The following is a 15,818-nucleotide window of genomic DNA, read 5'->3' on the forward strand; positions in this document are numbered from 1 at the left end:
GGATGCGGCCTCGCCGAAGGAGAAAGGGTCGGCGACGGCCCGAAACTCTCAGGCCCAATGACAGCGGGGGCGAACGGACGCCGGAGAGCGTCAGTCGCATTGGGCATCCCTGGGGAGGGGCGTCGTCGCCATGAGGAATCTCGCTTTGTCTCGTCTTAACCGTCACCTGACCCATTATTGCAGCGCTATTGCGCTATTGGCCTGCGCCACTTCGGTTCACGCCCAGGAAGCAGAAGGCTCTGCGGACGCCGACTCTTCCGTTGGTGAAATCGTCGTCACGGCCTCGCGCATCGACCGCGCCGGCTTCGAGGCGCCGACGCCGACCATCCACCTGTCCGCCGAGGATCTGTCGGTCGGGGCCCGTCCCAATATCGCCGCCGCGCTCAACGACATGCCGCAGTTTCGCGCCACCACCTCGGCCCAGACGACCGGCACCAACACCGGCGCCGGCAACGCACCGGTCGATCTTCGCGGTCTGGGCATCAACCGGACCCTGGTCCTGATCGATGGGCGCCGCGTCTCCAGCGAGAACGACCTGAACGCCGTGCCGTCGGTCTTGGTCAAGAGCGTCGACGTGGTCACCGGCGGCGCCTCCGCAGCCTGGGGATCGGGGGCCGTGGCCGGCGTCGTCAACATCGGCATCGACCGGTATTTCACCGGCGGCAAGCTGGGGGCCGAATACGGCATCTCCTCGTATGACGACGCCGAACAGGAACGGTTCGAAGGCGCCTGGGGCACGGACTTCGCCGACGGTCGCGGTCACTTCGTCATCGGCGGCGAGTATCTCGACAACGAAGGCGTCATCCCGAAGACCTCGCGCCCGAACATCGGCCGGTGGGCCACGGTCAACGGTGCGATTACGCCCGACGTCGGCTTCGCCAACGCCGCCTATGGCGGCCTGATCATGTCAGGCGTCAACGCCGGCAAGGTGTTCAACTCCGACGGCACGCTGCGCGCCTTCGGCTACGGCACGGTCAGCGGTACGAACTCGATCGGCGGCGAAGGTCCGTCGAACGACGACCTCAGCCCCCTGGTCACGCCGCAGCGCCGCTACACCGGTTTGGCCAGCGCGGTCTATGAGATCAGCGACAAGCTGCGGGTCACGGCCGATGTCCGTCACTCGCGGATGTGGAACAACTACGTCTGGTTCGGTGACCATGACCGCGGCGACCTGACGATCAGCATCGACAACGCCTTCCTGTCCGACGTGATCAAGCAGCAGATGGCGGACGCCGGTCAGACCTCCTTCACCTTCGGACGTTTCAACTCTGACCTGTCCTATTCGACCATCGATTTCGAGCGCGTCACCACCCAGGCCACTCTCGCCGTGGACGGCGAGTTCGGCGACAGCTGGCGCTGGGGTGTCTATTACAGCCACGGCGAGTTCGAGAACAACATCGACACGCCCGGCTTCCTGCTGAAGACCGAGTTCGCCAATGCGGTCGATTCCGTAATCGATCCCGGCACGGGGCAGGCGGTCTGCCGCGTAACTCTCACAAACGCCAACTCGGGCTGCGTCCCGATCAATCTGTTCGGCCTGGGTTCGCCGACGCAGGAAGCCATCGACTATGTCACCGGCACCCCGCAACAGCGCACCACGACCAAGCTGGACGTGGCGGGGGTCAGCCTGCGCGGCGAGCCTTTCAGCCTGCCGGCCGGCGACGTATCGATCGCCGTCGGTCTGGAAGCCCGCAAGGAGCAGACCGATCAGCGCGTCGGCGAATTGGACGCCGCCAAGGCCTTCAAGACCTTCAGCTTCTCGGCCATGTCCGGCGAGTTCAGCGTCAAGGAGGCCTTCGCCGAAGTCCTGGTCCCGATCGTCAAGGATCTGCCGATCCTAAACGATCTGCAGTTCAACGCAGCGGCCCGCATCTCGGACTACGACACCACGGGCTCGATCTGGTCCTGGAAAGTCGGCGCCACCAACGAGTTCTTCCCCGGGTTCCGCGGCCGCGTGACCCAGTCGCGTGACATCCGCTCGGCCAATCTATCGGAGCTGTTCACCACCACCACGACCGGCTGGAACAACATCAACGATCCGGCCAAGAACGGGGCCTTGGTCTACACGCTGAACAACGGCGGCGGTAATCCGAACCTGCGTCCCGAGACGGCGGACACCCTGACCCTCGGCGTCACCTATGCGCCGCCGTCCATCCCCGGTCTCAACCTGTCGCTCGACTATTACGACATCAAGATCGACGACGTGATCACGACCATTGCAGCCCAGGATCTGGTCAACCGCTGCTACAACGGCAACCTCGATCTCTGCACCAAGGTCGAGCGGGATGCGGCCGGCAACCTGACCCGCACTCTGTCCACCTATGTGAACCTGGCCGAGTATCACACGGACGGAATCGACGCCGAGGCGTCCTATGCGTCGGACGCCGATCTCTGGGTTCCGGGCGCGACGGGCCGGGTGACCATGCGTCTGGTCGGCACCTGGGTGAACAGCCTGACCACCGACGACGGCGTGACCGAGATCGAATATGTCGAATCCCAGGGCTATTCCTTCGGTCTGGGCGTGCCCAAGCTGCGCGTCAACGCCAGCCTAGGCTGGAAGGGCGAGGTGTTCGGCGCGAACCTGCGGGCCCGCTATATCTCGGCGGGCGATTACAACAGCACCGTCGCCATCTCGAACAACCACATCGACGCCTACACCTATGTCGATCTGGGGCTGACGGCCGACCTGGCACACTACGGTGCGAACGGGGTCGAGCTGTACGCCAACGCGACCAATCTGTTCGACAAGGACCCGCCCGTCGGGTCGCTCTATTCGCCGTACTACGACGTCATCGGTCGGTACGTCACGGTTGGCGCGCGGTACCGCTTCTAGTTCTGGTCCGCGCTCCGGATCGCCGGCCCCGCTCCTCCAAGGGGGCCGGCGATCTCCCCCATTTGCTTCTCCCAATTACTGCACGGTCTGTTCCATGATTACCCGTCTGCCGATGGCCCTATTGTTCGCCCTGGGCGTCGCCCCTGCGGCCCTGGCTGAAGCGCCCAAGCCGGCCGCCATCGTGGCGGACGGCCTGCCGGCGGTGCCTGACGATCTGGTCGCGGCGACCCAGCCCTATCTCCAGGCGCGCCGGGCCGCCTTCCTGGGCTGGAACGTCGCTGATCGTTCGATGCTGATCAAGACCCGGTTCGGCGCGACGGACCAGCTTCATGTCGTCGCCGGTCCGGACGGCGCACGCACGCAGATCAGTTTCGAGGCGGAGCCGATCCTGGCCGGCGCCCTGTCGCCGTCCGGCCAGACCCTGCTGGTCCAGAAGGACAATGGCGGGGACGAATTCTATCAGCTCTACACCCTGTCCGGCGGCCGGTTGACCCGCATCACCGACGGCAAGAGCCGCAACTGGTTCGGCGCCTGGAGCCCGGACGGGAAACGGGTCGGCTATGCCTCGTCGCGCCGCAACGGCGCCGACATGGACCTCTATGTCGTCGATCCTGAAAATCCCTCGACAGACCGTCTGGTGGCCCAGGTTTCCGGCGGCGGCTGGAACATCGCCGACTTCTCCAAGAACGGGACGAAGGCCCTCGTCCTGAACCGGATGTCGATCAACAACGCCGTGGTCTATGAGCTGGATCTGGCGTCCGGCCGCATGACCCCTCTGACCGATCCGGCAGAGCAGGTCTCCTATGTCGATCCCAAGTATGCGGCCGACGGCACGGTCTGGGCGACGTCGAACAAGGCGTCAGACTTCCTGCGTCTGGGGCGGATCGGGCAGGGCGGCTTCGTTCCCGTCAGTCCCGAGACCCGGTGGGACGTCAGCGACTATGCCCTGGCGCCCGACGGGAGCTTCGTCGCCTATGCGGTGAACGAGGCGGGCGTCTCGCGGCTCAAGGTCATGGATGTCGCCACGGGCGCCGTGCGTGTCGTCACCGGCCTGCCCCAGGGCGTCATCCCCTACAGCATCGGTCCGGCCATCGACATCGCCCCCTGGGGCGCAATCGGCCTGAGCCTGTCGTCCGCACGTGTGTCCGGCGACGCATTCTCGATCGATCCGACGACCCTGGCCGTCACCCAATGGACCCACAGCGAGACCGGCGGCCTGGACCCCGCCGTCAACATCGAGCCCCAGCTGGTCGAGGTGAAGAGCTTCGACGGCGAGACCGTGTCCGGCTTCCTCTATCGGCCCGACGCGACCAAATTTCCCGGCAAGCGCCCCCTGATCGTCGACATCCACGGCGGGCCGGAAGGCCAGACCCGCCCCGACTTTCTGGGGTCTCAGAACTATCTGCTGAACGAGCTGGGCGTCGCCCTCTTCTTCCCGAACGTGAGGGGGTCGTCGGGTTACGGCACGCGGTTCGTCAATCTGGACAACGGCCCGTTCCAACGCGAGAATTCGGTCAAGGACATCGGCGCCTTCCTCGACGCGCTGGAGGTCGATCCGACCCTGGACGCCGCGCGCTTCGCCGTCACCGGCGTCTCGTACGGCGGCTATATGTGCTACGCTACGGCGGTGCACTACAGCGACCGGCTGAAGGGGGCGAACTGCTACGTCGCCATCTCCAACTTCGTCACCTTCCTGGAAAACACCCAGTCCTATCGTCGCGATCTGCGGCGCGTGGAATACGGCGACGAGCGTGATCCGGCCCATCGCGCTCAGCTTCAGGCGATCTCACCCCTGACCAGCGTGAACAAGATCACTATTCCGCTGCTGGTCGCCACAGGCGGCAATGACCCCCGTGTGCCGGCGTCCGAAGCGGACCAGATCGTCAGCGCGGTTCGCAGCAACGGCGGCACCGCCTGGCACCTGTTGGCGCAGAACGAGGGCCACGGTTTCCACAAGAAGGAGAACGAGGACTACTATTTCTGGACCAGCCTGTTGTTCTGGAAACAGACGTTGTTGGGCGACGCCGCGCGCTGAGCCTGACCGGCGTCTTTCAGAAATCCATCCATGACTTTCAAACGCATCGTCGTGGCGAGCGCGGTTTTGGCCACGCTCCTTGCCGCGCCCGCGATGGCGCAGACCCGCATCCCGGTTCAGACCGACCATCACGTCCACGTCCATTCGCCGGCTATTCTCGAGATTTTGCCGGCCTATTGCGGCAGTCCGGGACGGCTCGGCGCCTGCGACCCGGCCTTCGTCGAACCGCGGACGGCTGATGCTCTGCTGGCGGATATGGACGAAGCGGGGGTGCAGACGGCCTGGATGATGTCCACGGCCTATCTGGCTGAAAGCCCGATGATGGTTCCCCCCCTGGCCGACGCCGCAACGCGGGTTCACGACGCCAACGCCTTCACCGTGGCCACGGCGGCGGCGCATCCAAGGCGACTGGTCGCCTTCGTGTCGGTCAACCCGGTGGCGCCCGATGCTCTGGCTGAGATCGAAGCGTGGAGGGACGAGCCTTTCGCCGACGGATTGAAGTTGCACCTGACCAACTCGGGTGTCGATCTGCGCAATCCCGCCCACGTCCGTCGCCTAGCGGACGTCTTCGACGCCGCATCCGACGCCCGACTGACCATCATGATCCACATGCGCACCCGCACAGAGGACTACGGTGCGCGAGACGTCCATATCTTTGTCGAAGAGATACTGCCCCACGCCCGCAACATCCCCGTCGTTATCGCGCATTCCGGCGGCTGGGGCGGGCTGGACGCGAACACCTGGGACGCATTGGAGGGTTTTCGGCAAATTCTGGCGGAACGGCCTGACACGGCGCAGAATCTCTTTTTTGACCTAGCTCAGGTCTTCGATGCTGAGACAACGCCGGAAAGCCGGGCGCGACTGGTCGAGGCCATGAGGGGAATCGGCGTTGAGCGTTTTGTGCCGGGTTCGGACTGGCCGTTCTCTGGGCCTTTGGACGAATATCTGAACGACGCCATGGGGTTGTTGCCGCTCTCGTCCCAAGAAGCGGCGGCTCTGAGGCAACGACACGTTGCCGTGAGGTGACGATATCGGTCATCGGGAGGCCGTTTAAAGCTGCATCGCCGGGTGATCTGGCGATCACCCGACAAAAAGCTTTTGAGAGACTTAGGGCTCCTGCGCGGTCGGGCGGAACAATATTTCGTTGATCCCGACGCCCTCGGTGACGATCAGGGTCTGGCCTAGCGGATGGACGTGCCAGGCGGTGCGGGCTCCGGGCTCGAAGTGGACGATGGCGCCGCTGACGCGCGACGGGGCCTCGCGCTGGAACAGGCTGGTGATGGTGACGCGTCCCGAGAACCATTCAGCCGGACCCTCGACGGTGGTCTGGTCGGCCTTGCGGGTGATATCCATGAAGGGGGCGTTTCCTGGCGTCTGCGGGGCGGCTTCGCCGCCGAACAGGGCTGCCGTGGTTGAGAGAACCGAAGTCATCATGAGAGATGCTCTTGGAAGAATTGGGTCAGCCGATCGAACGGGATCAGATCGACGCGATCATAGAGATCGACGTGGCTTGCGCCCGGAATGATCAGCAGTTCCTTGGGTTCGGCCGCCGCCGCAAAGGCCGTTTCGCTGAAATAGCGCGAGTGGGCGTTCTCTCCGTGAATCAGCAGAATGGGCCTGGGGGATATCTCCGCGATGTAGGTCATGAGCGGGAAGTTCATGAACGAGAGCAGGGTGGTGGCGGTCCAGGCGTTGCCGGAGTTCACCGCACGCGCATGGTAGCCGCGCGGCGTCATGTAGAAGTCGTGGTAGTCGACCATGAACTGGGGTTCGCCGCCCCTCAGCACATTACCCTTGGGACCATAGGTCGGGACGCCGTTGCGGGCGTCGACCCAGCGCTGACGGCTCACTTGTTCAAGCGTTTGCGTCCGCTGCGCAGGGGTGACGCTGTCGTTGTAGCCTCGCGACATGACGCGGCTCATGTCGTACATGGTGCTGGTCGCGACGGCCTTGACCCGCTTGTCGACCGCGACGGCGTTCAGCGCCATGCCGCCCCATCCGCAGATCCCGATGACGCCAATCCGCTCTTGATCGACCGAGGGGTGCAGACCGAGGAAGTCGACCGCCGCCATGAAGTCTTCGGTATTGATGTCGGGCGAGGCGAGGTTGCGGGGCTGTCCGCCGCTCTCGCCGGTGAAGGACGGATCGAAGGCCAGGGCGACGAAACCGCGCGCCGCCATCGTCTGGGCATAGAGACCCGACGACTGTTCCTTGACCGCACCGAATGGACCACCGACGGCGATGGCGGCCAGGCGTTCGCCGTCCCGGCCCTTGGGTCGATAGAGGTCGCCGCTCAGGGTGACGCCGAAGCGATTGGTGAAGACGACCTTCTGATGATCGACGGTCTCGTCACGGGGAAACACCTTGTCCCAGTCATTGGTCATGGTCTGCGCCTTTGCATCGGAGGTGGGGAGGAGCGACGCGGCGGCCAGGGCGGTCATGCCGGCGCCGGTCAGTTTGATCAGGCCTCTAGGGTCCATCGCGGGGGATGTTCGGGTCTGAAGGTTGGGGGAGGTCGAGGTCATGTCGGGGCTCCGGGTGTGTGTTCAGCGGGGTTTCAGCAGGGCGCGGCCGTCGCGGACGATCAGGACAGCCATGGCGGCGAGGGCGACGCTGGCGATCAGGACGGCGCGGATCGAGAGGTGGTCCAGCAGGAGGCCGCCAATGACGGCGCCGAGCAAAATCGAGGTCTGGACGGCGGCGACCATCAGGCCTCCGGCGGCCTCAGGCGCGTCGTCGGCGTTCTGCGACATCCAGGTCATCCAAATCACGGACATGGCGGTGTTCATCGCGCCCCAGACGACCAGGAGGAGACCCGCCGCAGTGGGCCAGGCGCCGACGAGCAGTAGGCCGGCGGTGGCCGCGCCCATGACTAGGGCCGGCAGGCGCAGAAGCCTGGAGACATCACCCTTGATGAAACGGCCAGAGGCCCAGGTGCCGACGAAGCCGGCGCAGCCGAGTGCGAGCAGCAGGATCGACAGGCCGGTGACATCCACGCCCGTGACCCGTTCGAGGAAGGGCCGCAGATAGGTGAAGAGGGTGAAGGCCGATCCCCACGACAGCATCGAAGCGATCAGGCCGACCAGGAAATACCGGCGGCGCAGCAGGTCGATCATGCCGCCGATCCCCCGCTGTCCACGGGCCGGCAGCGACGGCAAGGCGACGAGGTGCCAGACCAGATTGGCGGCCACGAGCGGCGTCAGCGCCCAGAAGACCTCGCGCCAGCCGAACAGGCCGCCGAGATAGCTGCCGATCGGCGCAGCGAAGGCGGCGGCGATCGCCTGTCCGCCATACATCAGAGCCAGGGCGCGCGGCACATCCGCCGCCGGGACCAGCCGCATGATGACGGATGTCGCCAGCGCCCAGAAGCCGCCGATGCACAGGCCCAGCAAGGCGCGCCCCGCCATCAGGACCTCGAAGTTCGGCGCTGCAGCGACCAACAACAGCGACACGCCCATCAGGCTTGTCAGGCCGACTAGAACCCATTTTCGGTTAAGCTGGCCCGCGACCGTGCTTACCCCCAGGCTTGCGACGACGGCGAACAAGCCGCTGATTGAGACGGCCTGGCCGGTGTGTCCAACCGATGCGCCCAGACCTTCGGCCATGGGTGTCAGCAGGCTGACCGGCATGAACTCGGACGCGATCAGCAACGCCACGCACAGCGCCATCGACATCATCGCACCCCAAGCGGCGGTCGGTGTCGTGGCTTCCGATGTCGGTGCGGTGGCCGCGGGCATGGTCGTCTCCCTCGTTCGTCGAGGGACAAACTAGGCGCCGGCGATCAAAACGATTAGTCAGGCAGATCGGCATGAACTAATCGATATAGGCGATTAATCGAGGAAGCCGTCCATGGCCGGACCGGACCTGAACCAGTTGACCTGGTTCCAGATCGTCGCGGAGGAGCGCAGCTTCACCAAGGCTGCCGCCCGGATCGGCGTGGCGCAGTCCACCCTCAGCCATGCCATTCGGCAGCTTGAGACGCGCCTCGGCATCCGGTTGCTGACCCGCACGACCCGCAGCGTCGCGCCCACGGCGGCGGGCGAGCGGCTGCTTCAGACGATCATGCCGCGCCTGGCCGAGATCGAACAGGAGATCGAAAGCCTGACCAGCGTGCGGGACAGGCCGGCGGGCTCCATCCGTTTGACCCTGTCCGATCATGCGCTGGACAGCGTTGTGTGGCCTAAGTTGAAGCCGGTGCTGGCCGCCTATCCCGAGATCCAGGTTGAGCTGATCCTCGACAGCACCTTCCGCAATATCGTCGAGGAGCGGTTCGACGCCGGCGTTCGGCTGGGCGAAAGCGTTGAGAAGGACATGATCGCCGTGCGCATCGGTCCCGACTGGCGTCTCGTCGCCGTCGCCTCGCCCGGCTATCTGGCCGAGCGCGGCAGGCCCTCTCACCCGAAGGACCTGGTGGCCCACTCGTGCATCAACATGCGCCACGAGTCGGCGGGCAGCCTCTATGCCTGGGAGTTCGAGAAGGACGGTCAGGCCCTGCGCGTTCGGGTCGACGGCCAGGTCACTTTCAACAACTCCTACGCCATGATCGACGCGGCGGTCAGCGGGCTGGGGATCGCCTACGTGCCGGAGGACATTGTCGCGTCCAGGATCTCGTCAGGCGCGCTGAAACTCGTCCTAGACGATTGGTCTCCGATGTTCGACGGCTATTTCCTCTACTATCCCAGCCGTCGCCAGAACCTCGCCGCTTTCCAGATTGTGGTGGATGCGCTTCGCCATCGAGGGAGCTGAAGGACTGCTTTCCAGCCAGACGTCAATGTCCGCTGCTGGCGCATCTGCGGCATCAGCGAAAGACCTTGCCTGGCGCGTTTCCGGCCTACGCGGCCCGTCCGACGGTAGCTGAGTAATTCTCCGGATGATCCACGGCGGCGTACCTGCGAGAGGTCGGGCTCAGCCCTCTTTGGTGCGATTGCCTAAGACAGGCCTGATTCAGAGTCGCCGTCGGCAGAGACGCTCTGGACCTTCCCTCATGGTTTTTGACGGAAAGTCCGTCTTCACTCATCGTCCTCCTGAAGGGGGAGAGAATTGGCATCGGGTGGAGTGGAATCTGAGCAGGCGCGGGTGCGTTGGCTGGCGCAGGAGGTGCTGCCTCATGAGCGGGATGTTCGCGTCTGGCTGAAGCGTTCGCTTGTCACATCCAACGATGTCGATGACGTCGTTCAGGAAGCCTATTGCCGACTTGCCAATCTGAAGGAGGTGGAGCGGATCGAAAGCCCGCGCGCGTATTTCTTCCAGACTGCGCGTTCGATCGTGTTGGAACAGATGCGTCGGGCGCGGATCGTCAGGATCGACGCCGTGACGGAACTCGACGCCTTGCGCATCGAATGGGACGAGCCGTCGCCCGAACGTATCGCCGGGGGACGCAAGGAACTCGAACGCGTCATGAAGATCGTCGCCACCTTGCCCGAACGCAGCCGGCGCATCTTTGAGATGCGGCGGATACTGGGCCTTTCGCAGCGCGAGATCGCCGCCCGGCTGGGCGTGACCGAGAATGTGGTGGAGAACGAAGCCAGTCGTGGGCTGAAGGTTTTGCTCGCCGCCCTGGCTCAGGACGAAACCAAGGGGCGGGCAGACGCCGCCGAAGAGCGTCGGGCATGATCCGCGACACCCCGTCCGAAATTGAAGAGGTGGCTGCGCGTTGGGCCGTACGGCTGGACGCCGGGCCGATGACGGTCGGCGAGCAGGCCGCGCTCGACGACTGGCTGGGCGGCGATGTCCGGCGACAGGGGGCCTTGTGGCGCGCGAGGGCGGCCTTGAGCCTGCTCGTGGCGCCGGTCGAAACGTCACAGGCGCGAACGCCGCGCCCGAAACTGGACCGACGCATAGTGTTGGGCGGCCTGGGGCTCGCGGCGGCCGGCGTCGCGGGCGTCGTCCTGACGCCCCTGTTGTCGCGTCAGTTGTACCGCACCCAGGTCGGGGAAATTCGCCGCGTCCCGCTGGACGACGGCTCCATGGCTGCGATCAATACGGATACGACCGTCGAAGTGGCCTTCGAGACGTCCGTGCGCAGGGTGAAGCTGGATCGTGGAGAGGCCTGGTTCCAGGTCGCCAAGGATCGGACCCGCCCCTTCGTCGTCGCCGCAGGGCCCGTTCGTATTCAGGCGGTCGGAACCGCCTTCGCCGTGCGGCGCAAGGCCGTGGGCGCCGAGGTCATGGTGACTGAAGGGGTGGTCGAGGTCTGGACCGGCAAATCGGGCGCTAGCGCCCGTCGCAGGGTCTCCGCCGGCGAACAGGTCTTCGTCAGCGACGACGGGGGAGCGTCCCGCCCGGTCAAGCGGCCGTTGGAAATGGATCGCGCCCTGTCGTGGCGCGAAGGCGGCATCGTGCTCGACGGCGACACAGTCGCTGCGGCGGTCGCCGAGTTCAATCGCTACAACAGTCGCAAGATCGTGGTCGTCGATCCCGATCTGGAGCGGCGAACCGTCATCGGCTGGTTCCGCACCAATGAGCCGGAAAGCTTCGCCGCCGCTGTCGCCGTGGCCCATGGCGTTCGCGTTCAAACCTCGGACGGCGTGATCATGCTGGGAGGGCCGGACTGAATTTTTTCGGTCCGGCGACGGAAAATCGGCAGCCGGACATCGAGTCTTCGGAACCCTCGTCAGAAGGGTCCGGGAACCAGGAAACAGAAGGGAGGGCCGCCGCATGCCCATTTCGCGGTACGAAGGCGCCAAGGCGTCAATGATGATCGCCGTCAGCACGCTGGCTCTGGCCAGCGCCGGCGCGGTGCAGGCGCAAGCGCGACAGTTCAATGTTCCTGCCCAACCGGCGTCGACCGGCGTGCCCGCCTTCGCACGTCAGGCGAACCTGCAGATCCTCGCCTCGACGGACGCGGTCGCCGGCCAACGGACGGCTGCCGTGCAAGGCGCCTATTCGGTCGATCAGGGCCTGGGCCGTCTCCTTCAGGGCAGCAATCTGGTGGTGGCGTCGAACGACGGACGAACGGCGGTTCTCGCCGCCGGCGCCGTCCTGCCCCAGAGCGCGGCCCAGGGAAGCGAGGTCGAAGACCAGACGGCCGAAGTTGAAACCATTGTGGTAACCGGTTTCCGCGCCTCGCTGAGCAGTGCCCTGAGCACCAAGCGCCGGGCGAACGGCGTCGTCGATGTGATCAAGGCCGAAGACATGGCCGACTTCCCCGACGCCAACCTGGCGGAATCGATCCAGCGCGTGCCGGGCGTCTCCATTGCGCGTGACGCCGGCGAGGGACGCCAGATCACCGTGCGGGGCCTGGGGCCGCAATTTACGCGGGTGCGCATCAATGGCGTCGAGGGCCAGAGCACGGCGTCGGGCACCGACAGCTCCGGCGGAGCCAACCGTAACCGCGCCTTCGACTTCAACGTCTTTGCGTCCGAACTCTTCAACAGCATCACTGTGCGAAAGACCGCTTCGGCCGAGACCGAGGAGGGTTCGCTGGGCGCTACGGTCGATCTGCAGACCGGCCGGCCGTTCGACTATTCCGGCGCCAATCTCGTTCTGTCTGGCCAGTACGGCTACAATGATCTGTCGCGGAAGTGGGACCCGCGTTTCGCGGCCCTGGCCGGCAATACCTGGCTGGATGGTCGGCTCGGCGCACTGGTCTCGGTCGCCTACACCAAGCGCCAGCTGCTGGAAGAAGGCCACGGCTCCGGCGGCTGGCTGAACGGGACAGAGGCGGGTGGATATAATGTCGCGTCGCCGTTCGCAGAGGCGCGTGACGCCGATGTCTATTCGCCGCGCTTCCCGCGTTACGGCCGGCTGACGCATGATCAGGAACGTCTGGGTCTGACCGGATCGGTCCAGTTCCGTCCGCAGGAAAACACCCTGATCAACCTCGATCTGCTCTACTCAGATTTCAAGGCGACCCGTCAGGAGAACTGGCTGGAGGCGCTGTCCTTCGCCCGCAACGCCTCGCAAGGCGGGCGTCCTGAAATCATCGTCCGCGACGGCGTCGTCGATGCGAACGGAGACATGGTCTACGGCCTGTTCGACGACGTCGATGTGGAGACCGAGACCCGCTACGACGAGCTTGAGACCAAATATACGCAAGGCACGCTGAGCGTCGAACATGACTTCAGCGACCGGTTCCGGGTCAAGGCGCTGGTCGGCTATTCGAAGTCCGATTTCGACAATCCGATCCAGACCACGGTCATCCTGAACCGGGAAAATTCCGACAATTATTCATACGACTATCGCGGCAACCGGAATGCACCCCTGATCAGCTTCGGCTATGACGTCACCGATCCGCTGGCCTATAATTTCGGGGCGGCGCGGTCGGAAATCCGACTGCGGCCGCAGGGGGTGACCAATACGATCAAGACGGCCCAGTTCGACGCCGGCTATGATCTCACCCCGTCGCTGACGCTGAAGGGCGGTCTGAACTACAAGGAATATGAGTTCGATTCCTGGGCGCTGGCGCGCGTCAGCGAAGGCGTCGTGCCGCAGCTGCCCGCAGGCGTGACCCTGGCCAGCCTGACCGAACTGGTCAGCGGCTTCGGTCGCAACCTGGATGCGCCGGCCGGGTCCATCACGAGCTGGATCGCACCGAACCTGAGCGCCTTCGCCGACCTCTTCGACATCTACAGCGGCACAGGTCTGTTCGAACTCAGCGGCGCGTCGAACAGCAATGCGCGCGGCAATATCCGCAGCGTCACCGAAAAGGACTCAGCCGCCTATCTGCAGCTGGACTTCAATACCGAGGTCGGCGGCATGCCCATTCGGGGCGACGTCGGCGTTCGCTATGTGAAGACCGAACAGAGCTCGACCGGCTATCAGCTGGTTGCGGGCGCGGCGCAGCAGACGACCGTTGATCGTGACTATGACGACATCCTGCCGGCTCTGAACATCACGGCGGAGATCACGCCGGACGTCCTGGTGCGTTTCGGCGCGGCCAAGGTGATGACCCGGCCTAATCTGGGCAGCGTCACGCCCGGCCGCAGCCTCAGCACCGTGGGCGTGTTCAGCGTCAGTTCGGGCAATCCCTATCTCGATCCCATCCGGGCGACGACCTACGACCTGTCGGCCGAATGGTATTTCGCGCCGGAAGCCCTGCTGTCGGTCGGTCTCTTCTACAAGGATATCGACAGCTATATTCAGACGTCGCGCATCTCCCAGCCCTTCAACCAATCGGGCCTGCCGCTGGACCTGCTGGATGGACTGGGGGTTTCGCCCACCGACGTCTTCCTGTTCAGCCAGCCGGTGAACACCGAAGGCGGTCCGCTGAAGGGCGTCGAAATCAGCTACCAGCAGCCGTTCAGCTTCCTGTCCGGACCGTTCGACAATCTGGGCGCCATCTTCAACGTCACCCTGGTGGATTCGGAGATCAGCTACATCTCGTCCCGCTCGGCCACCGGCTTCGTCGACAACGACCTGATCGGACTGTCGAAGACCGCCTATAACGCCACTCTCTATTATGAGGACGACCGGTTCAGCGCCCGGGTCTCGGCCGCCTATCGCGACCGCTATCTGACGGCGGTGCCCAGCGGCACCAGCACCAATGACGTCGACGGGGTGCGTGAGATCGTGACGGTGGACGCCTCGGCCTCCTATGCCTTGAACGACCGGGTCAAGGTGACGTTCGAGGGGCTGAACCTGACCGACGCCTTCAACGAGCAATATACCGACAGCACGCGCGACAGCATCTACGTCTATTCGCACACCGGACGGCAGTACAACGTCGGCGTCCGCTACACCTTCTAGGAATCCTCTCCCTCCAGGGGATGGGCGTCGGCCAGTTTACCGGTCGGCGCCTTCTTTTCCATTCGGAGCCTCCATGACCTTGTCCTTCTCGCGTCGCCAGGCCCTGACGGCGGCGGCGGCCCTGCCGATGGCGCTCTCGACGAGGGCCTGGGCCGCGCCCAGCGGCTATGACGCCGTGGTCAGAAACAACGAGACCAACCTGGCGCCCGGCGCCCCCGCCTATCCCAGCCTGTCCGCCGCCGTCGCCGCCGCCCCCGCAGACGGGCGCAAACCCTTTCGGATCCTGATCAGTCGGGGGATATGGAACGACCAGGTCGTGGTCGACAAACCCTTCGTCCATCTGGTCGGCGAGGATCGGGCGGGGTCGGTGATCAACCATCTCGCCGCGTCAGGGCTGGCGGCGCCGGACGGCCGGATGTGGGGCACCTTCCGGACCCCGACCCTGTTCGTCCGCGCTCCGGATTTCAGGGCCGAACGGCTGACGATCAACAACGCCTTCGACGGTCTGGCCGAGATGACCAAGCCGAACGGCCTGCATTCCCACAATGGCGCAGGCCCCCAGGCCGTGGCCCTGATGATGGACCAGGGGTCCGACCGGGCGGCCGTGGTCGACTGCGACATCCTCAGCTACCAGGACACCCTGTTCCCCGATGCCGGCGCGACCCTGTTCGAACGTTGCCTGATCGCCGGCAGCTATGACTTCATTTTCGGCGGCGGGCGCGCCTGGTTCGAACGGTGCGAGATCCGGTCCAGGGTTCGGCCGACCGATCCGGTCGAAGGCTATATCACCGCCCCCAGCACGCCGATCGACCAGGAGTTCGGCTTTGTTTTTCATGATTGTCGCCTGACCAAGGATCGGGGCGTCGCCCCCCAGTCGGTCTTCCTGGGACGTCCGTGGCGGCCGTCGAGCGCCTTTCCTGACGGTCGTTACGGCGATCCGCGTTTCGTCGGCGCGGCCGCCTTCCTGGACTGCTGGATGGACGACCATATCGCCCCGGCCGGCTGGACCGAGATGTGGTACACGGGCCGCGACGGCAATCCACGCACCATGCTTCAGCCGGAAGAGGTCCGGTTCGCCACGTTCGGCTCCCGCGGCCCCGGTCGAGGAAGCTTCCCGCGCGGCGCGCGCCTGACGGCTCGTCAAGCGGACCGCCTCATGCGGGACGCCGCCCTTCCCACCAACGGCGGTTAGCCGGTCTTTGGGCAGAATGCCGACAATTTCCATCACGCCAGAGTGTCGCGCTTAAGAACCGACATCGTGTT

Annotated in this window: 11 protein-coding genes; 8 read left to right on the forward strand and 3 right to left on the reverse strand. The window is 65.0% G+C overall.

Translation table 11 applies throughout. From position 1 onward, the window contains the following. Positions 1–145: 145 nt before the first annotated feature. The 3 genes from ACW17X_RS00175 (at position 146) to ACW17X_RS00185 (ending at position 5,894) form a co-directional block, all read left to right on the forward strand. The gene (locus tag ACW17X_RS00175) at positions 146–2,833 is read left to right on the forward strand and encodes a TonB-dependent receptor domain-containing protein (protein ID WP_492098873.1); all 2,688 of its coding nucleotides are present in this window, start codon (positions 146–148) and stop codon (positions 2,831–2,833) included. A gap of 94 nt (positions 2,834–2,927) precedes the next feature. Next, positions 2,928–4,868: a S9 family peptidase gene (locus ACW17X_RS00180; protein ID WP_492098874.1), complete on the forward strand. Its 1,941-nt coding sequence runs from the start codon at positions 2,928–2,930 to the stop codon at positions 4,866–4,868. 30 nt (positions 4,869–4,898) lie between these two features. Continuing rightward, a complete protein-coding gene (locus ACW17X_RS00185) occupies positions 4,899–5,894 on the forward strand; it encodes an amidohydrolase family protein (protein ID WP_492098875.1) in 996 nt (331 codons plus the stop codon). Positions 5,895–5,975: 81 nt separating this feature from the next. Here the strand turns inward: ACW17X_RS00185 and ACW17X_RS00190 are convergent, their stop codons facing one another. From ACW17X_RS00190 to ACW17X_RS00200, 3 genes are read right to left on the reverse strand one after another with little or no spacing between them, the layout of a single operon-like run. Further along, entirely contained in the window at positions 5,976–6,302 is a 327-nt protein-coding gene (locus tag ACW17X_RS00190; protein WP_492098876.1) for a cupin domain-containing protein, read from the reverse strand. Next, positions 6,299–7,393, reverse strand: a complete 1,095-nt coding sequence (locus ACW17X_RS00195; RefSeq protein WP_492098877.1) for an alpha/beta hydrolase — start codon at positions 7,391–7,393, stop codon at positions 6,299–6,301. Before ACW17X_RS00195 ends, ACW17X_RS00190 begins: the two co-directional genes overlap by 4 nt. Positions 7,394–7,414: 21 nt before the next feature. Continuing rightward, the gene (locus tag ACW17X_RS00200; RefSeq protein WP_492098878.1) at positions 7,415–8,605 is read right to left on the reverse strand and encodes an MFS transporter; all 1,191 of its coding nucleotides are present in this window, start codon (positions 8,603–8,605) and stop codon (positions 7,415–7,417) included. Between the two features lie 112 nt (positions 8,606–8,717). Here ACW17X_RS00200 and ACW17X_RS00205 point away from each other — a divergent pair, with 112 nt between their 5' ends. The 5 genes from ACW17X_RS00205 to ACW17X_RS00225 all read left to right on the forward strand — a co-directional run bounded on the left by ACW17X_RS00205 (position 8,718) and on the right by ACW17X_RS00225 (position 15,747). Then, the gene (locus ACW17X_RS00205; protein ID WP_492098879.1) at positions 8,718–9,614 is read left to right on the forward strand and encodes a LysR family transcriptional regulator; all 897 of its coding nucleotides are present in this window, start codon (positions 8,718–8,720) and stop codon (positions 9,612–9,614) included. Positions 9,615–9,923: 309 nt separating this feature from the next. Further along, the gene (locus ACW17X_RS00210; protein ID WP_492098880.1) at positions 9,924–10,481 is read left to right on the forward strand and encodes an RNA polymerase sigma factor; all 558 of its coding nucleotides are present in this window, start codon (positions 9,924–9,926) and stop codon (positions 10,479–10,481) included. Beyond that, positions 10,478–11,422 (forward strand): FecR family protein, encoded by a 945-nt coding sequence (locus ACW17X_RS00215; RefSeq protein WP_492098881.1) that lies wholly within the window; start codon positions 10,478–10,480, stop codon positions 11,420–11,422. The genes ACW17X_RS00210 and ACW17X_RS00215 overlap by 4 nt, the downstream gene beginning before the upstream one ends. A 103-nt stretch (positions 11,423–11,525) precedes the next feature. Next, positions 11,526–14,555: a TonB-dependent receptor gene (locus tag ACW17X_RS00220; RefSeq protein WP_492098882.1), complete on the forward strand. Its 3,030-nt coding sequence runs from the start codon at positions 11,526–11,528 to the stop codon at positions 14,553–14,555. 73 nt (positions 14,556–14,628) lie between these two features. After that, on the forward strand, positions 14,629–15,747 hold the full coding sequence (locus ACW17X_RS00225; protein WP_492098883.1) for a pectinesterase family protein: 1,119 nt from the start codon (positions 14,629–14,631) through the stop codon (positions 15,745–15,747). The last annotated feature ends 71 nt before the right edge of the window (positions 15,748–15,818 follow it).

Source organism: Brevundimonas sp. FV1ye4L (assembly GCF_058681255.1).